Origin of the sequence: Xanthobacter versatilis (genome assembly GCF_043193975.1) — a bacterium.
GTDB classification, from domain to species: domain Bacteria; phylum Pseudomonadota; class Alphaproteobacteria; order Rhizobiales; family Xanthobacteraceae; genus Xanthobacter; species Xanthobacter autotrophicus_E.
In genome coordinates this window covers 68,835-85,110 of the sequence record NZ_JBAFVB010000004.1, presented here as the reverse complement: position 1 = coordinate 85,110, position 16,276 = coordinate 68,835, and the positions used below count along the sequence as shown (strand labels likewise).

At 69.5% G+C, this 16,276-nt stretch carries 17 protein-coding genes; 5 read left to right on the top strand and 12 right to left on the bottom strand.

Translation table 11 applies throughout. From position 1 onward, the window contains the following. Positions 1 to 73: 73 nt before the first annotated feature. Positions 74 to 784, bottom strand: coding sequence for a GntR family transcriptional regulator (locus tag V5F66_RS10125; protein ID WP_394093778.1), 711 nt, complete (start codon positions 782 to 784; stop codon positions 74 to 76). A gap of 39 nt (positions 785 to 823) precedes the next feature. Then, positions 824 to 1,969, bottom strand: a complete 1,146-nt coding sequence (locus V5F66_RS10120) for a glycerol dehydrogenase (protein WP_394093777.1) — start codon at positions 1,967 to 1,969, stop codon at positions 824 to 826. 178 nt (positions 1,970 to 2,147) lie between these two features. On the opposite strand from V5F66_RS10120, the gene V5F66_RS10115 reads away from it, so the two are divergent. After that, positions 2,148 to 2,690 (top strand): GNAT family N-acetyltransferase, encoded by a 543-nt coding sequence (locus tag V5F66_RS10115; RefSeq protein ID WP_394093776.1) that lies wholly within the window; start codon positions 2,148 to 2,150, stop codon positions 2,688 to 2,690. Here the strand turns inward: V5F66_RS10115 and argB are convergent. Further along, entirely contained in the window at positions 2,680 to 3,573 is an 894-nt protein-coding gene (gene argB, locus V5F66_RS10110) for an acetylglutamate kinase (RefSeq protein ID WP_086017084.1), read from the bottom strand. The genes V5F66_RS10115 and argB overlap by 11 nt on opposite strands. 397 nt (positions 3,574 to 3,970) lie before the next feature. Between argB and V5F66_RS10105 the strand changes: the two genes are divergently transcribed. Both V5F66_RS10105 and V5F66_RS10100 read left to right on the top strand, forming a co-directional pair. Next, positions 3,971 to 5,500, top strand: a complete 1,530-nt coding sequence (locus V5F66_RS10105; protein WP_041574974.1) for a hypothetical protein — start codon at positions 3,971 to 3,973, stop codon at positions 5,498 to 5,500. 87 nt (positions 5,501 to 5,587) lie between these two features. Then, on the top strand, positions 5,588 to 6,721 hold the full coding sequence (locus V5F66_RS10100; RefSeq protein ID WP_394053822.1) for an alpha-D-ribose 1-methylphosphonate 5-triphosphate diphosphatase: 1,134 nt from the start codon (positions 5,588 to 5,590) through the stop codon (positions 6,719 to 6,721). A gap of 13 nt (positions 6,722 to 6,734) precedes the next feature. Here V5F66_RS10100 and V5F66_RS10095 read toward each other — a convergent pair whose 3' ends face one another. Further along, positions 6,735 to 7,799 carry a DUF2125 domain-containing protein gene (locus tag V5F66_RS10095; RefSeq protein ID WP_011995695.1) on the bottom strand — a complete coding sequence of 355 codons (1,065 nt, stop codon included), beginning with the start codon at positions 7,797 to 7,799 and terminating at the stop codon, positions 6,735 to 6,737. 312 nt (positions 7,800 to 8,111) lie between these two features. On the opposite strand from V5F66_RS10095, the gene V5F66_RS10090 reads away from it, so the two are divergent. Beyond that, positions 8,112 to 8,702 carry a gamma-glutamylcyclotransferase gene (locus tag V5F66_RS10090; protein ID WP_049776069.1) on the top strand — a complete coding sequence of 197 codons (591 nt, stop codon included), beginning with the start codon at positions 8,112 to 8,114 and terminating at the stop codon, positions 8,700 to 8,702. A 190-nt stretch (positions 8,703 to 8,892) separates the two neighbouring features. Here the strand turns inward: V5F66_RS10090 and V5F66_RS10085 are convergent, their stop codons facing one another. The 5 genes from V5F66_RS10085 to ftsE all read right to left on the bottom strand — a co-directional run bounded on the left by V5F66_RS10085 (position 8,893) and on the right by ftsE (position 12,838). After that, positions 8,893 to 9,294, bottom strand: coding sequence for a hypothetical protein (locus V5F66_RS10085; RefSeq protein ID WP_011995697.1), 402 nt, complete (start codon positions 9,292 to 9,294; stop codon positions 8,893 to 8,895). A gap of 33 nt (positions 9,295 to 9,327) precedes the next feature. Next, a complete protein-coding gene (locus V5F66_RS10080) occupies positions 9,328 to 10,149 on the bottom strand; it encodes a lysophospholipid acyltransferase family protein (protein ID WP_011995698.1) in 822 nt (273 codons plus the stop codon). A 137-nt stretch (positions 10,150 to 10,286) separates the two neighbouring features. Continuing rightward, positions 10,287 to 11,108, bottom strand: coding sequence for a YdcF family protein (locus V5F66_RS10075; protein ID WP_394008774.1), 822 nt, complete (start codon positions 11,106 to 11,108; stop codon positions 10,287 to 10,289). An 82-nt stretch (positions 11,109 to 11,190) separates the two neighbouring features. Further along, complete coding sequence (locus tag V5F66_RS10070; protein WP_394003202.1) at positions 11,191 to 12,192, bottom strand: cell division protein FtsX; 1,002 nt, start codon at positions 12,190 to 12,192, stop codon at positions 11,191 to 11,193. Continuing rightward, entirely contained in the window at positions 12,179 to 12,838 is a 660-nt protein-coding gene (gene ftsE / locus V5F66_RS10065; RefSeq protein WP_041574975.1) for a cell division ATP-binding protein FtsE, read from the bottom strand. The genes V5F66_RS10070 and ftsE overlap by 14 nt, the downstream gene beginning before the upstream one ends. A gap of 291 nt (positions 12,839 to 13,129) precedes the next feature. Between ftsE and hpt the strand changes: the two genes are divergently transcribed. Next, positions 13,130 to 13,666, top strand: a complete 537-nt coding sequence (gene hpt / locus V5F66_RS10060) for a hypoxanthine phosphoribosyltransferase (protein WP_011995702.1) — start codon at positions 13,130 to 13,132, stop codon at positions 13,664 to 13,666. A gap of 66 nt (positions 13,667 to 13,732) precedes the next feature. Here the strand turns inward: hpt and V5F66_RS10055 are convergent, their stop codons facing one another. The 3 genes from V5F66_RS10055 to V5F66_RS10045 are packed head-to-tail and all read right to left on the bottom strand — an operon-like array spanning position 13,733 to position 16,048. Beyond that, on the bottom strand, positions 13,733 to 14,371 hold the full coding sequence (locus V5F66_RS10055; RefSeq protein WP_011995703.1) for a hypothetical protein: 639 nt from the start codon (positions 14,369 to 14,371) through the stop codon (positions 13,733 to 13,735). After that, on the bottom strand, positions 14,368 to 15,240 hold the full coding sequence (locus tag V5F66_RS10050) for an ABC transporter permease (protein WP_394003198.1): 873 nt from the start codon (positions 15,238 to 15,240) through the stop codon (positions 14,368 to 14,370). The genes V5F66_RS10055 and V5F66_RS10050 overlap by 4 nt, the downstream gene beginning before the upstream one ends. A 10-nt stretch (positions 15,241 to 15,250) precedes the next feature. Beyond that, the gene (locus tag V5F66_RS10045) at positions 15,251 to 16,048 is read right to left on the bottom strand and encodes an ABC transporter ATP-binding protein (protein WP_394003196.1); all 798 of its coding nucleotides are present in this window, start codon (positions 16,046 to 16,048) and stop codon (positions 15,251 to 15,253) included. Positions 16,049 to 16,276: the final 228 nt, after the last annotated feature.

Below are 16,276 nucleotides of genomic sequence, written 5' to 3'. Positions count from 1 at the left end.
CTATGGATCCTCCGGTCGAGCCGGAGGATGACGGTGGGTGCGAGACGGATGACGGTGGTTCCGGTTTGCGCCCTCACTCGGCGGTGAGGGAGGCGAGCTTGCGCTTGCCGGGCGGGGCCTTGGCCTGCTCGTCCAGCCAGTCGGCCATGACGAGGCCCCAGGCGATATCCTGCTGGATGGCATGCTGCGCCCGCTCCGGATCGCGCGCCCGGAGCGCTTCCAGAACGTCATAGTGGCGGTGGTCCTCGCCGGCGATCTGGCGTGGCGGCAAGGTGGAGTGGAACACGCTGAGCAGCGGGCCCATCAGCGTCCACATATTCTCCACGATGGATTCGAGCAGCGGCAGCTCGGCGATCTCGATCAGCGCGAAGTGGAAGTCGCGGTTCTTCAGGCTCGCCTTCTTCGGGTTGGCGGCGGCGGCCTCGATGAACTCGTCCTGGATCTGCTCCAGCCGGCGGATCTGCTTGTCGGTGATGCGCTGGGCGGCGCGGGCGGAGGCGGCGCCCTCCAGCTCCATGCGGATGAGCTGGATCTCCTTCAGCCGGGCGCTGTCCAAGAGCGGCACATGAATGGCGGTGGCGGCCTTCATCTCCAGCGCCTGCTCGCTCACCAGGCGGAAGATGGCCTCGCGCACCGGGGTGATGGAGGTGCCGAGATCGGCCGCGAGCGCGGAGATGCGCAGCCGCTCGCCGGGCTCGAACTGCCCGTCGATCAGCGCCCGGCGGATGCGGCCGTAGACGCGGGCCGATAGATTTTCCTTCTCGATCTGCCGCAACTCGGCCATGGCATCCACGCTTCTGAAAGGACCCGGATACACCCTATATCACACGGCCAGCCCGGGTGCGGTGCTGGGGGATTTGCTCCCCTGCATTGCATCCTCCACAAGCGCGTCCGCGAACCGCCCCGCCTCGATGGCGAGGATGGCGCGCACCACCTCCGCCTCTTCCAGCACCCGGGGGAAATGCCGGGCATGGGGCGCCGAGAGGGTGAGGCGGGCGATGGTGGCCGCTTCCTCACGGGTGGGGGCCGCACCGGCGAGGGCGACAAGACTCGTGGGCAGGCCGATGGCGGCGTAGAAGCCGAGGAGATCGTCGAAGAAGTCCGCGTCACGGCCCTCCAGCACCAATTGCACCAGCACGCCGTAGGCGACCTCCAGCCCGTGCAGCGCGCGGGCATATTTCGGCACGGCGGAGAGGCCCCGCGTCATGGAATGGGCGATGGACAGGCCGCCGCTCTCGAAGCTGAGGCCGCTCATGAGCACGGTTGCTTCCACCACCAGGTCAAGGGCGTCGTCGGCCGCCTTGCGGTCCACGGCGGCGAGCGCCGCCGGGGCGTGGCGGCGCAGCACGTCGTAGCAGCCGCGGGCGAGGATCAGGGCGGAGAAGGCGGGGTCGGCGCCGAACACGTTGCGGCCCTTCGCCGCCACGCAGCGCTCCACCTCGAACAGCTTCACCACCGCATCGCCGATGCCGGCGAGGAAGAGCTGGCGCGGCGCCTCGGCGATCACCTGGGTATCCACCAGCACCAGGTCCGGGTTGGCGGGCAGCTTCTCCACCGCGAGCAGGCGGTGGTCGTCGTCATAGAGCACGTAATTGTGGCTGGTGGGCGCGTCGGTGGAGGCAATGGTGGGGATGGTCGCCACCTTCGCGCCGATGCGGTTGGCGAGCGCCTTGCCCGCGTCGATGCACTTGCCGCCGCCCGCCGCCGCGACCAGCGGAGGCGGGGTGTCGCCCAGCGCTGCAAGCAGGCGGTCGATCTCCGCGGGTGAGCTTTCCCCGCCGAAGCGCAGGCGGGCAAGGCTCACCCCCGCCGCGTTGCACGAGGCCTGAAGGCGGGCGCCGAACAGATCGTCGATGAAGGGGTCTATGACCAGCGCAGCGGCGTCGGTGAGGCGCGCCAGCTCGGGACCCAGATGATCCAGCGCTCCCTTGCCCTGCACATAGCGCCGCGGCGCGCCGAACACCTTCATCTGGACCCTCCGAATTCCTGTCCTGCGTCTGGCGGGGCGCGCCCGTGGGCGTCGTTACGAACATGATATATCGTGTATGATAATCGGAGATCAAGCATCTCGGCGGGATGCCGTTCCATGTCCGGCAGGCACACGACCGCCCTTTTCAGTGCCGGCCCTCCTGCCGTAAAAGCAGGGCATGCCGATCCGTCCCGCCACTCCCGCCGACATCCCCGCCATCGCCGCCATCTATGACGAGGCCGTGCGCACCGGCACCGCCTCGTTCGAGCTGGCGCCGCCCGGCGTCAGCGAGATGACGCGCCGCCACGCCGCATTGGTGGAGGCGGGCTTTCCCTATCTGGTCATGGACGAGGGCGGGGCGGTGCTGGGCTATGCCTATGTGGGCGCCTTCCGCCCGCGCATCGCCTATCGCCACACCGTGGAAAATTCCATCTATGTGGCGCCGGCGGCGCAGGGGCGCGGGGTCGGCCGCGCGCTTTTGGAAGCGCTGATCGCGGCGTGCGAGGCTGCGGGCTTCCGCCAGATGGTGGCGGTGATCGGCGACAGCGCCAATGCCGGCTCCATCGGCCTGCACCGCGCCTGCGGCTTCGCCGACATCGGCATCCTGCCGGCCACCGGCCTGAAGTTCGGCCGGTGGATCGATACGGTGCTCATGCAACGCCCCCTCGGGCAGGGCTCCGACACCGTGCCCGAGGAAGCGGACCTCAGCTTCAGCGGGTGATCAGCGTGCCCGCGCCGTGGTCGGTGAGCAGCTCCAGCAGCACCGCGTGGGGCACCTTGCCGTCGAGGATGACGACGCCTTCCACGCCCGCCTCCAGGGCATAGATGCAGGTCTCCACCTTCGGGATCATGCCGCCGGAAATGGTGCCGTCGGCGATCAGCGCCCGCACCTCGGCGATGGTGAGCTTGGGCAGCAGCTGCTTGTTCTTGTCCAGCACTCCGGGCACGTCGGTGAGCAGCAGGAAACGCTTGGCCCCCAGCGCGCCGGCGATGGCGCCGGCGAAGGTGTCGGCGTTCACATTGTAGGTGCCGCCGTCCACCGCAGCCGCCACCGGGGCGAGCACCGGGATCAGCTCACGGCCGAGGATCTGGTCGAGCACGGTGGTGTCCACCGTGTCCGGCTCGCCCACGAAGCCGAGGTCCACCACATGGTCGTTGTCCACCACCACGCGGTTGGCTTTGCGGGCGCGGACCATGTTGCCGTCCTTGCCGCACAGGCCGATGGCCTTGCCGCCGGCCTCGTTTATGAAGCCCACAATCTGCTTGTTGATGGAGCCGGCGAGCACCATCTCGACGATTTCCACCGTGGCCTTGTCGGTGATGCGCAGGCCGGCCGCAAATTCGGACTTGATGCCGAGCTTGGCCAGCATGGCGCCGATCTGCGGGCCGCCGCCATGCACCACCACCGGGTTCACACCCGATTGCTCCAGCAGCACGATGTCCTGCGCGAAGGTGCGCGCGCCCTCCTCGCCGCTGATGGCATGGCCGCCATACTTCACCACGACGATGGCGTCGTCGTAGCGCTGCATGTGGGGCAGCGCCTTGGCCAGGACCTCTGCCTGCAGCTGGGCTTCCGACACCTGCGTGGAAAGGGGCTCGTTCATGACGGGCTCGCTCATGATCCTTGGGGGGAGCCCGGCGGGTGCCGGGGCGGCGCCGTTCTAGCCGTTTCCCCGGCAGCGTGAAAGGGCAAGGCGGCGGGTGGCGCCTGGGCTCATGTTTTGTGCATATTCCCCAGCGGCAGTCTTCCACCGGTCGCGGAAAGGTGATCAGAAGCGGCCACCGGCCCAACACATTCGGCAGGTCAACAGCCCTCGGCGCGCCGGGTGCGGCCTGCCTTCAGGACGCTGCTGCCTCCCCCTCCAGCCATTCGCCAGAGATCGCACGGCCCAGATGACCACCCCCTCGTCCGCTTTCCCAGCGTTGCCATCGTCCGCCGCGCAGGGCCATCCCGTCCTCGGCCACCCTGTACATCCCGCGCCGCCGCGGCTGCCGCATGATTTGCGCGGACGATGGATCGCGCTGCTGTTCGTCGCCTGTTTCGCGCTGGTGGCGGTGCCGATCCTGACGCACCCCCTGCCGCCTTTGTCGGACTATGTGAACCACCTGGCCCGCATGCACGTCATTGCCGCGCTGCCGGACGACCCCGACATCGCGCGCTTCTACTATCTGAAGTGGTCCATCCTGCCGAACGTGATGATGGACCTGATCGTGCCGGTCATCGAGCGGGTCACCGACATCTATACCGCCGGCGAGATCTACACGCTGATGTGCTTCGCCCTCATCGCCGCCGGCACGCTGACGCTCAACCGGGCGCTGTTCGGCATGTGGTCGGCGTTGCCGCTGATTGCCTTTCCGCTGCTCTACAACGCCATCTTCCTGATCGGCGTGATGAATTATTACTTCGGCATGGGGCTGGCGCTGTTCGCGCTCGCGGCCTGGGCGTTCCTGCGGGAGCGGCCCTGGCCGTGGCGGTTCGCCATCTCCACACTCTTCGTCGTGGTGCTGTTCTTCTGCCACCTGTTCGCGGCCGGGGTGTACGGCGTCGGCCTCCTCGCTTTCGAGCTGGACCGCCTGCGCCAGGGGCGCGGCCAGCCTTGGGGGCCGCGGCTCGCCACCTTCGTGGCGGCGGGCCTGCCCTTCCTGCCCATCCTCCCGCTGCTGATCGCCAGCCCCACCTGGGGCCTCAGCACCGAGAATGTGTGGGAGCCGCAGGGCAAGGTCGAAGGCATCGAAATGGTCGTGAACGTCTATTTCGACTATGTGGCCGTCCTGTTGACCGCGGTGGTGGTGGGGGCAGGCATCTGGGCCGCGCGGCACCGCCTGCTCCACGTCCATTCGCTGATGCTGCCGCTGCTCCTGGTGGCGGGCGCGGTCTATCTCGCCATGCCGCGCGTGGTGTTCGCCAGCTACATGGCGGACCAGCGCCTGCCGGTGGCCATCGCCTTCTTCGTGCTCGCCGCCATGCGCGCGGACCTGCGCCATCGCCTGGCCCGGCGCGGCTTCGCCGTGGTGCTGATCCTGCTGCTGGCGGTCCGTGTCGGCGAAGTGCAGGTGGTGTGGAACCGCCTGTCCCAATGGACAGGTGCGTTCCACCAGTCGGTGGAGCAGATCAAGCCCGGCTCCCGCATCCTGGTGGCCTATGCCGACATCAACGGCGGCAACGACCCGCGCGACCTCGGCCTCGTCCATGCCGCCTGCCTCGCCATGATCGAGAAGTCGTCGCTGGTCACCACCGCCTTCGCGGTGAAGGGTAAGCAGATCCTGCGCGTGCACCAGCCCTATCGCGACCATGTGGACACCGAGGACGGTACCCCGCCCCAGATCGAGCAGTTGCTCGTGACCGAGGAGGAGCCCTCCGTCGACGGCCCGCGCTACTGGGACCTGTGGCCGCAGAATTTCGACTATGTCTACGTGCTGTTCACCGAGCACGGCGCCCCCAACCCGGACAGCGACCGGCTGAAGCTCGTCTACGAGGGCGAGCGCTTCCAGCTCTACCAGGTGATCCCGCCCGGCGCTCCGCCGTCCTGAGCCCAAGGGGGCGTTCCGGGGGGCGTGCCGTCACCGCACCGTCACGGTCCGGTGCAAGGCATGCCCCTTTCCGGTACAGAGCCCCCCATGGAAACCGTCTACACCAATGCCCGCCTGATCCTCGACGACGAGGTGATCGACGGCACCCTCACCGTCCGCGACGGCATCATCGTCGCCGTGGATGCGGGCCGCGCCCACGCGCCCTCGGCCACGGACTGCGCCGGCGACTTCATCTCCCCCGGCATCATCGACCTGCACACCGACGCGCTGGAAGGCCATTTCGTGCCGCGCCCCAAGGTGTTCTGGCCGGATGCGCGGGCCGCCGCGCTGGCCCATGACGGCCAGACGGTGGCGAGTGGCATCACCACCGTGTTCGATGCCATCTGCGCCGGCGGCTTCGACCAGGCCAAGGTGGAGCGGCGCGACCTGTTCGAGCTGATGCTGGACGCGGTGGAGGACGGCGCGGGCCTGTTCCGCGCCCACCACCTCGTCCACCTGCGCTGCGAGATGACGGACCCCGACCTGCTGGCGCTGGTGGAACCGGCGCTGGAGCGGTCGACCCTCGCCTTCGCCTCCCTCATGGATCACACCCCCGGCGCCCGGCAGTGGCGCAACGTGGATGTGCTGCGCGGCTTCCTCCTCGGCATCGGCAAGGATGCGGGGGAGGCCGAGCGGGAGATTGCCGAGCGCACCGCGCGGGGCCGCTCCAACGTGGAGCGCAATTTCGCGCCGCTGGTGGAGATGCTGGCCGCCACTGGCCTCGTGCGCGCCAGCCATGACGACACCACGGACGATCACGTGCGGCTCGCCCAGGAGGCCGGCTGCACGGTGAGCGAGTTTCCCACCACCCGGGAGGCCGCCGCCGCGGCGCGGGCGGCCGGGCTTGCCACCATCGGCGGCGCGCCCAACGTGGTGCGCGGCGGCTCCCATTCCGGCGGCGTCGCCATGGGCGCGCTGGCGGGGGAGGGGCTGGTGGACGCCCTCGCCTCCGACTACGTACCGGCAAGCCTGCTGCAGGCGGCGGCGCGGCTGCATCTGGCCGATGGCCTGCCGCTGCCGCGGGCCATGGCCCTGGTCACCCGCAACCCGGCGCGGATGGCCGGTCTCGCGGATCGCGGCCGGTTGGCAGAGGGGCTGCGGGCCGACCTGCTGCGCTTCCGCATCGTGGACACGACGCCCGTGGTGCGTCAGGTGTTGGTGGACGGCGAGCGGGTGTTCTGAGCCGCCGGAGGATTCAGAACAGGGGCGGCACGATACCCACCGGGAAGCCGGCGAGCTTGAGCGTGCCGGTATCGAAGCTGAGCGCGAAGGTGGTGCCCTTGCGCCCCTCCACGTCGCCCTGCTTGCCGACCATGGCGAGGGCGCTGACGATGGGCGACACCTCGCGCGGGATCACGCCGGCCCGGTCGAGCCCCTTCACCAGATCGTTGAGGCCGGCGAAGCCCAGGTCGAGCTTGCCGTTCAGCCGACCCTGCTGGTCCAGCGAGACGGCGCCGGTGGAGGTCATGGCGAGCTTGGGCGAGGTCACCGCGAAGCGCTCCAGCGTTGCCGTGCCGCCGGCCGCGGCCCAGGCCTTGAGCCGCTGCGCGATCGGCATGGGACGCAGGTCCGCCGAGGCGGAGACGGTGCCCTGGAGCGTCATGTCCACCGGTCCGTTGACCCCCAGCGCATTGAGCAGTGCACTCTCCCCGCCGAGCATGCCGGACGCGTAGTCCACCCCATCGGGCTTGCCGTCGGTGCCGGGGGCGAGGCGGGCGTGAAACTCGAACAGGCGGGCCGTGGCGAGGGGCGAGGCGGGGGTCCCGGCCGCCCCCGGCTGCTCGAGGCGCATGTCGTGGGCCTGCAGGGAGAAGCGCTGCGGCCGCCCGGACAGGTCGCCGACGCCGCTCATCTGCAGCAGCGACCAGTTGGCGCCATAGGCGGAGCCGGTGTTGAGGTCCTCGACCCGTGCCGGGCCGGCGAACTCGGCGACGATGTGGCTCGGCGCCCACACCTGCGCCACCGCATGGGCCGAGACCGCGGTGAAGCGCATGGCGTCGCCGCCCCGCGTCTCCAGCGTCGGGCTCTGGCAGCGCAGCTCGAAGCGGAACGGGAAGCCGCCGAGGCTACGGTCGGCACAGCCCCAGATGCGGCCGAGCCGGGCTTCCCGGCCGATCCAGGCATCGATCTCGCGCTGGGCGCGGTTGGCCGCATAGAACCACAGGCCGCTCCAGATCACCGCCAGGATCACGATGAGCGTGACCGGAACGATGACGAGCCAAGGCTTGCGGCGGGGAGGAAGGGCGTCGGTTGCGGTCATGAACGTCCCTGGGATGGCGGCCGCGAGGCCCTGCCGCGCGGGTCAGCGCCGCGCGAAGAGGCCCCGACGTATCGGGCAGTATGGGTTTTGTCGCGCAAGTGTGCGTCAGTCTCGCCCAGGGGCTGACCAGGCGCATGCTTGCGGCGGCAAGTGCCGGCTGTTAGGCGACGGTCTGGCGTTTCTGTCAACGCCCGAGCGCGTCGTGGCGCGGGCGGGCGCGAGATGAAGGCGCGTTGACCCGAAGCTGGAGCTACGGTCGCATCCATGGTGGACGAGCAGTCGGCGGATAAGGGCGGCGGACCGGCGGGCGGAATGCCGCCCCATGGGGGCGATGTCTGGGTGTTCGCCTATGGCTCGCTCATGTGGAATCCCGGCTTTGCCTTCGCCGAGCGGTGCGAGGCGCGGCTCACCGGCGCGCACCGCACACTGTGTGTCTATTCGTTCCACCATCGCGGCACGCCGGAACAGCCGGGCCTTGTGCTCGGGCTTGATCTGGGCGGCTCCTGCCGGGGCATCGCCTATCGCGTTGCCGCGGCGGACTGGCCGCAGACCCACGCCTATCTCACCGAGCGAGAGCAGATTTCCGGTGTCTATCGCGAGGTGACGCGCCGCATCAGCCTGCTGGATGGCACCGGACGCGAGGCGCCGGCGGTGGCCTATCTGGTTAACCGCGCCCATCCCCAATATGCCCGCGGCCTGACGCTGCAGGACCAACTCCACCTGGTGCGGCGTTCCCACGGCAAGTCGGGGCCGAACACGGATTATGTGGTGGCCACCGTGAAGGCGCTGGAGGGCCTGGGTATCCGCGACGCCGCGCTCGCCTTCATCGTCCACCATCTGGCCGGCGGCCATGGCGCACCGGCCGACCTGCCGCAGGCGGACGAGGAGGACACGCTGCCCTGAAGGTGGCTCACCTCATGCGACGGCGAGGCGGCGAGGATTCTGCCCTCAGCTTGACTGAAGCAGTCGACTCCCTCTCCCGCCGGGGGAGGCTTCACAGGGTGTCCGGTCGCGGCCGCAGACTTTCAAGCGGACACATCTCCGCCGATCAGGCTTGACGATCGGGAAAGATGCGAGATCGCCTTTCGCGCCCTCAGGCGGCGTGGCGGCGGTCGTGGCGGCAGCGCGGCAGGCCGGTGGAACGGGGGGCGGAGAGGACGGTGCCGCGGTCCATCAGGCGGCGCAGCGTAGGCGCGCCCTCCTCGCCGAAGACGTGGATGTGGATTTCATCTCCCCGTGTGCGCAGCGCGGCGTTGCGCGCGGCCTCTCCCGCGGGGCCGGCCCACATGGCGATGGCGCCGGCGGGCGTGCGCCGGGTGACCACCGCGAGGGCGTCGGGATAGTCGGGTGCGGCATCGGCGGGGTAGACGGAGAACACATGACGCACGCCGTTCTCGTCGCGCCAAAAGCGGTAGCGCGAGCCGAGGCCGTGCTTCAAGCCGTTGAGGTTGCCGGCATCCACAAGGGGGACGAGGAGCGAATCAGTTGCGTTCATGAGAACGAAACTAGAACGATATCGGCCCCTCGATCAAGAGTTTTCCACAGGCGGTGGAAAACGGGGATCGGGACCGGTTTCCGGGGGCCGCCGCACGTCCTCCGGAGCTGCCGTACCCAGGTCATCCAGCCCCTCGGCGAGCAGGCGATTGCTGGCGGTTTCGATGTCCCGTTCGAGGCGCGCCATGAAGGCGGTGCGGCCAAGGCCCGGGGGGATCGGCTCCAGCACCTCCACCAGGATGGTGCCCGGCCGCCGGATGAAGGCCCGGCGCGGCCAGTACAGCCCGGAATTGAGGGCGACGGGCAGGCAAGGCACGTTCAGGGTGGCATAGAGGTAGGCGACGCCGAACTTGTAGTCCGGCGGGGCGCCGGGCGGCCGCCGTGTGCCCTCCGGGAAGATCAGGATCTGCCGGCCCTCGGCCATGTCGGCCTGGGCGCGGCGCGTCATGGTCTTCAGCGCGGCCGAGCCGCCCTTGCGGTCGATGGGGATCATGCGCACCTTCGCCGCGATCCAGCCGAAGATGGGGATGCGCATCAGCTCCTGCTTCAGGATGAAGGCGGGATCGGAGAACAGGGGCAAGAGCGCGAAGGTCTCCCACGCCGACTGGTGCTTGGCGGCGATCAGCAGCGGCCCCTTGGGGATGTGCTCCAGCCCCCGAAACTCGGCCTTCGTGCCGGTGATGACGCGCAGCAGCAGCCGGTTGGTGGCGACCCACAGCAGGACGCCGTACTTCCACATGAGCCAGCGCGGGAGCAGGGGTATCAGCGGCAGGAGGACGATCAGATAGAAGGTCGTCATCCCGTAGAACGCGACCTGGAAGAGCAGCGAGCGGAGGGCCGTGAGGACACCGGTCACGAAGGTCTCCAGTCGCTTGGGTCCGTTTCATCTGAGCCTGCGTCCGGTCGGGCGGCGGATGTCCGGCGACGGATCTTGCAGGGCACGGCCACCTGATCGGCGATCCCGCGGCCAAACTCAAGAGTGGAACGCCGCAATCAGGGCGAAAGCCGCGCCTCCGCCGGGCGGAAGCCGGCGCTGGCGGCAGGAATGGGCGTGGGCGTGACGCGGAGCGTGGCGGGGGCGATGGGAGCAGGCTGCGCAGGGCGAGGGGATTCGCCGGCACCTGCCACCGCTTGGGCCGGGCGGATCTTCACCGTGGCCATGATGAACTTCAGGTACTCCTTCACCAGCAGCTTCAGGGTGCCGGGATCGCTCCACCAGCTTTCCGGCTGGGTGCGGGTGGTGACGACGGGGTAGGACACCAGCTCCACGTCCGGCAGAGCCCGGCCCAGCTCCATCATGGCCCGGGGCATGTGCCAGGAGGAGGTGACCACCACGAGCGAGCGGAAGCGCTTCTCCCGTGCCCATTCTGCCGCCTCCAGCGCGTTGCCGCGGGTGTTCAGCGCCTTGTGTCCGAGATCGATGCAGCAGCCCAGCAGATGCTCGCCATCCGGCAGGGCGCGGCGCATCTCGTCCATGGAGGTGGCGGGGTTGACGCCGGTGATCAGCAGGCGCCGGCCCCGCCCGTCGGCCAGAAGGCCCACCGCATCAACGATGCGCGATGGTCCGCCGGTGAGTACCACGATGGCGTCCGCCGGTTTCACCGCCGCCGGCTCGCGGGCGGCGATCTGCGCGGTGAAGGCCAAAAATCCCGCCGCGACCGCGACGCCGGCCAGGCCCGTCAACAGCACCAGGCTCACGACGAGGCGGCGCAGAAGGCTGCGCGGGCGGGCCGGGGTTTGAGCCCGTGCGCCCGTCCTGCCTGTCGCGGACTGCTTCTGCCGCACCGCTCTGCGCCCGGTGTTGGACATGGTCATGAAACGAAGAATGCCCGTGGAATGCGGCGGAGGCGAGGAAGACCGCAGCCGGTCAGCCCGCCCCGCTTCCGCGGGGCACATTTCATTGGATCGTCCTCAACGTCCGGTAAACGGTGACGCGGGAGGTCAGGGCGGTTGCGAGCGCCACCACCGCCACCGCCACCGCGATGCCCAGGAAGCCCCACAGGCCGGGATTGAGCCAGCTCACCACCGTGGGCAATTCCGGATCGCCGCCGAGGCCAAGCTGGGGCAAAGCGGCGATGGTGCCGAATACCGCCGCCGCACCAAGGCCGCCGATGAGCCCGCCCTGGGTGCCGATCTTCAGGAAATGGCGTTGGAACTGCGCGGCGATGAAGCCGTCCCGCGCGCCGACGAAATGCAGCACCTCCACCACCGCCCGGTTGGTGGCCACCGCCGCGCGGGTGGCGAACACCACCGAGAGCACGGTGGCGAGCCCCACCAGCGCCAGCATCACCACGCCGATGAGCATCACCGCGTCGGTCACCGCCACGAGGCGCCGGGACCAGCCGCGATGATCGTCCAGGGAGGCGGTGGGGATCTTGTCGGTGAGGGTACGCTTCAGCCGGGCGAGATCGGCGGTGCCCGCGCCGTCGAGGCGCAGCACCACGACACGGGGCACCGGCAGGTCGTTGAGGTCGAGGCCGGAGCCCAGCCACGGTTCCAGCAGGCGCGAGGTTTCCTCGCCGGTGAGGATGTGGGCGTCGGCGATGCCGGGGGTCTTGCGGGCGATGTCGGCGGCGGCCTGCACCTGGGCGTCGGTCGAGGCCTTGTCGCCGGCGCGGATCTGGATGGTGACTTCCCGCGTCACGTCCGAGCGCCATTGGCTCGCGGTGCTGCGCACCGCCACCGCCGAGCCGATGGTGATGGCGGCGAGGAATGTCATGATGGCCACCACCGCCACCAGCGCCCGCCCGGCAATGGTGGCGGAGGGCACGATGGAGGTGGGCTGGCGCGCCTTTTCCGGCCGGGGCTTGGCGGGGGCGGATTTGGCGGCCCGCGCCGGATCGCCAGGCACGGCGGCGGCCGGCGGCTTGCCGGCGGGGGCGGTGTCATTCGTAGACATAGAGGCGCCCGTCGGCGATCACGAGGCGGCGGGCGTCGTACTGGTCCATGAGCGCGATGTCATGGGTGGCCAGCAGCACCGACGTGCCGGACTTGTTGAGTTCGATGAACAGGCGCAGCAGCCGGCGGGCCAGCGTCGGGTCCACATTGCCCGTGGGCTCGTCGGCGAGCAGGAATTCCGGTCGGCCGATGAGGGCGCGGGCGATGGCAGCCCGCTGCTTCTCGCCGCCCGAGAGGATGGGCGGCAGTACATGCATGCGGTCGCCGAGGCCGACCCAGCCCAGAAGCTCGGTCACCTCGGCGCGGTAGCTCGCCTCCTCCTTGCCCAGCACGCGCAGGGGCAGGGAGACGTTCTCATAGGTGGTGAGGTGGTCCAGCAGGCGGAAATCCTGGAACACGATGCCGATGCGCCGGCGCAGCACCGCCACCTCGTCCGGATCGAGGGAGGAGACATCCCGCCCGAACAGGGTGATGAGCCCGCGCGTGGGCTTCAGCGACAGGAACAGCAGGCGCATGAGGGTGGTCTTGCCGGCGCCCGAGGGGCCGGTGAGAAACTGGAACGAATTGGGCTGGATGCCGAAGGACACGTCCTTCAGCACTTCCTGTCCCATCCCGTATCTCAGGCCGACATTCTCGAACCGGACCAACGCCCCTTCCTTCCCGCGAATCGCCAGTGATGCATAAGGCCCCAACATAAACGAAGCGCGCCGGCCCGCCACCGGCCGGGACTGTGGGTGTCGGGGAGACGGACGATGATCCGGGCGTCGCCTCGCACCCGCGCGCGGAGGAGGGTGGAGGAGGGTGGATGAGGGCTGCCAGTGCTTTCCGGTGTCGGCCGGTATACATCCGCGACGGCCCTCGCCGGGGTGCCCGGCCATCGTCCGGGTGGACGCCCCGTCCCATAAGGCCCATGCTCGCGCATCTTGCGATGAGGAACCATGACCCTGCCCAACGTCACCGTTCTCTACGACGAGAACCGCATCGCCGCCCGCAACCACTCCCTCGCGGTCGAGATCGCCGCCACCAATCCGGAGCGCCTGCTCGCCGTCGCGGTGCTGAAGGGCTCCTTCATGTTTGCCGCCGACCTGCTGCGCGCGCTGCACGGCTCGGGCCTCGAGCCCGAGGTGGAGTTCATGCACGTGTCCTCCTATCGCGAGGCCACGGTTTCCTCCGGCCAGGTGGAGATCCTGCGCGACGTGCAGAGCGACGTGCGCGACCGCGACGTGCTGCTCATCGACGATATTCTGGAATCCGGCCGCACCCTGGCCTTCGCCAAGGATCTGCTGATGGCGCGCGGGGCGCGGCGGGTACTGGTGTGCGTGCTGCTGGAGAAGCCCGGCAAGCGGGCGGTGCACATCGACCCCGACTTCGTGGGCTTCACCTGCCCCGACGTGTTCGTAGTCGGCTACGGCATGGACGTGGCCCACGCCTTCCGCCAGCTGCCCTTCATCGGGCACATCAAGGGGCTGGGCTAAAGCCCGCGCGGCGCTTGAGCGGGGGCCAGTTTTCAGCCCGCGCGGCGCTTGAGCGAAGGGACCGCCTCACCCGCCCTTCATTCGCGCGGCGATGCGCTGGCCGATCTCGTAGGCCCGCTGCTCCAGCAGCACCGGCATCTCACACACATAGGTGAGGGAGCGCGCCCGCTCGTCGAAGATGCGGGCGTCCCACGTCAACTGCTCGTCCAGGGTCTTGGTCTCCGCGCTCTCGGCGGGGACGTTGGTCATGACGGCGGTGGCCTTCGCCTGGCTGAGTTTCTCGCCCTCCTCGCGGATGCGGTCGGCGAGGCGCTGCTGGCCGCGGGCATAGCGCTCGATGCCGTGCATGATGCGGCTGCGCTCGGTGTTGATGATCTCGTAGGTTCCAGCCATCACCCGCAGCAGCCTTGTGTTGGCCTCGGGGCCGGCTTCGCGCGCGAAGAGCTGGAGCACCACGTCGACCTCGTCCATGGGGGTGCGGCGGGAGGAGATCCTCTGGGCGACGGTGGCCGCCTCCTGGTCGTCGGTCCATTTGCCGGCGGTGGCGGGGTCCGGCCCGTTCCACACCTGGGCGAGATCGATCTCCGGCGCCTTGCGCTGCATGCATGGCCAGTCCGGGTCGGCCTTGGGCTGGGCCAGCGCCGGCAGGGATGCGGCCAGGAGCAGGCCGGCGGCGATGAGGGGGAGCGAAACGGAGCGTATCACGCGGCTTCTCCTTTGGGACCGCCACGCCGCCCCATGATGCCGCGCCCGGGATCATAGGCGACGACGGCGAGGGCGAAGAAGACGATGGTGGTGCCGAGCACGACGGCGAAGGAGGTGGGCTCGAACACGCCGTAGAGCGCGTTGCGCACCAGCTCCACCGCATGGGTGAAGGGATTGACCATGCAGACGATGTAGAGCGTCTCGCTCGCGTCGCGTACCCGCCACAGGGGGTAGAGGGCGGAGGAGGCGAAGAACATGGGGAAGATGACGAAGTTCATCACGCTGGCGAAATTCTCCAGCTGCCGGATCAGCGAGGAGATGACCAGCCCGATGGAGCCCAGCATCAGCCCGGTGAGGATGAAGGCGGGCAGCGCCGCGAGGTAGCCGATGGGCGGCATCTCCACCTCCCACAGCCGCGCGATGGCGAGGAACACATAGACCTGCGCCAGCGACACCACCACGCCCGCCACCAGCTTCGACAAGAGCAGGAACCAGCGCGGGAACGGGCTGGTGAGCAGCACCCGCATGGAGCCGACCTCCCGGTCGTAGACCATGGAGAGGGAGGACTGCATGCCGTTGAACAGCTGGATCATCACCGCGAGGCCGGGCGTCACATAGACCTCGTACAGCACATAGGTGTCGTAGGGCGGGATGATGGACACGCCCAAAACGCTGCGGAAGCCGGCTGCGAAGATGAACAGCCACACCAGCGGCCGCACCAGAGCGGAGAGGAAGCGCTCCTTCTGCTGCACGAAGCGCAGCAGCTCGCGGTTCACGATGCCGCCAAGGCATACCGCATGGCCGGCCAGGCCCAGCGGGCGGGCGACGGGCGGGGCGAGGACGCGGGGCGGCAGCACGGTGTCGGTCATGCTGTTGTCCTCATGCCGCATCCCCTGCGCGGGCCGCCGTCATGGCGCGGAAGGCGGCTTCCAGCGCGGCCGTGCCGCCCTCGGGGACAGGTTCCGCCTTGGGGCGGGCGGGGGCGAGATGGCCGCCGGCCACTTCGCCGGCGGTGCCGTGGGCGATGATGCGGCCCTTGTCGAGCACGTAGATGTCGTCCTCCGGATGTACCTCGTCGAAGATGTGGGTGGCCCACAGCACCGCGAGGCCCTCGTCGGCCACCAGCCGCCGCACGATGTCCACGATGGCGGCGCGGGAAGAAAGGTCGAGGCCCACGGTGGCCTCGTCCAGCAGCAGCAGGCGCGGGCGGTGGATGAGGGCGCGGGCGATCTCCACCCGCCGCGCCTGCCCGCCAGAAAGGGTGCGCACCTTCTCGTGCAGCCGGTCGGCGAGGCCCACCAGATGCAGCAGCGCCGAGATGCGCGCCTTCAGCGGCCGGCCGGAAAGGCCGTGCAGGGCGCCGTGGTAGGCGAGGTTCTGGTTGACGGTGAGGTCGAGGTCCAGCGTCCGGTTCTGGAACACCACCCCCAGCTCCGCCAGTGCCGCCGACGGCGCGGAGGCGAGGTCGCGGCCGAAGATGCGCACCGCGCCTTCGCGCGTGCTGTAGAGCCGCGTCGCCAGCGAGAACAGGGTGGTTTTGCCCGCGCCATTGGGCCCGAGCAGCGCCACGAAGCGCCCCGCCGGGACGGTCAGCGACACGTCGTCGAGGGCGCGCCGGGCGCCGAAGGCGTGGCTGACCGCGCGGATTTCCAGCGCCGGCGCTTCCTGATCGTTCATGCCGCCTCTCCGGGGCAGTGCGAAGACATGACCGCCTGAACGTAGGCCGGCGTCCGCGTCCCCAAACCGGTGTGGATGCCCGGCCTTGTGCCGGGCATCCACGCCGTGCCGCCAGTACTGCGCTTCGGGAGGTCGCACCCGGCCGATCCGCGTGGATAGCCGGGACAGGGCCGGCCATGACGTTGGCTTTGAATCGTTTGTCTGGTGACCATTCGGTTGGCCGCGTCC

Coding starts and splice junctions, on each gene's coding strand:
- V5F66_RS10045 (WP_394003196.1), bottom strand. CDS start 16,048: ATGAACGATCAGGAAGCGCCGGCGCTGGAAATCCGCGCGGTCAGCCAC.
- V5F66_RS10075 (WP_394008774.1), bottom strand. CDS start 11,108: ATGACCATGTCCAACACCGGGCGCAGAGCGGTGCGGCAGAAGCAGTCC.
- hpt (WP_011995702.1), top strand. CDS start 13,130: ATGACCCTGCCCAACGTCACCGTTCTCTACGACGAGAACCGCATCGCC.
- V5F66_RS10115 (WP_394093776.1), top strand. CDS start 2,148: ATGCCGATCCGTCCCGCCACTCCCGCCGACATCCCCGCCATCGCCGCC.
- argB (WP_086017084.1), bottom strand. CDS start 3,573: ATGAACGAGCCCCTTTCCACGCAGGTGTCGGAAGCCCAGCTGCAGGCA.
- V5F66_RS10050 (WP_394003198.1), bottom strand. CDS start 15,240: ATGACCGACACCGTGCTGCCGCCCCGCGTCCTCGCCCCGCCCGTCGCC.
- V5F66_RS10070 (WP_394003202.1), bottom strand. CDS start 12,192: ATGTCTACGAATGACACCGCCCCCGCCGGCAAGCCGCCGGCCGCCGCC.
- V5F66_RS10100 (WP_394053822.1), top strand. CDS start 5,588: ATGGAAACCGTCTACACCAATGCCCGCCTGATCCTCGACGACGAGGTG.
- V5F66_RS10120 (WP_394093777.1), bottom strand. CDS start 1,969: ATGAAGGTGTTCGGCGCGCCGCGGCGCTATGTGCAGGGCAAGGGAGCG.
- V5F66_RS10125 (WP_394093778.1), bottom strand. CDS start 784: ATGGCCGAGTTGCGGCAGATCGAGAAGGAAAATCTATCGGCCCGCGTC.
- V5F66_RS10085 (WP_011995697.1), bottom strand. CDS start 9,294: ATGAACGCAACTGATTCGCTCCTCGTCCCCCTTGTGGATGCCGGCAAC.
- V5F66_RS10095 (WP_011995695.1), bottom strand. CDS start 7,799: ATGACCGCAACCGACGCCCTTCCTCCCCGCCGCAAGCCTTGGCTCGTC.
- V5F66_RS10090 (WP_049776069.1), top strand. CDS start 8,112: ATGCCGCCCCATGGGGGCGATGTCTGGGTGTTCGCCTATGGCTCGCTC.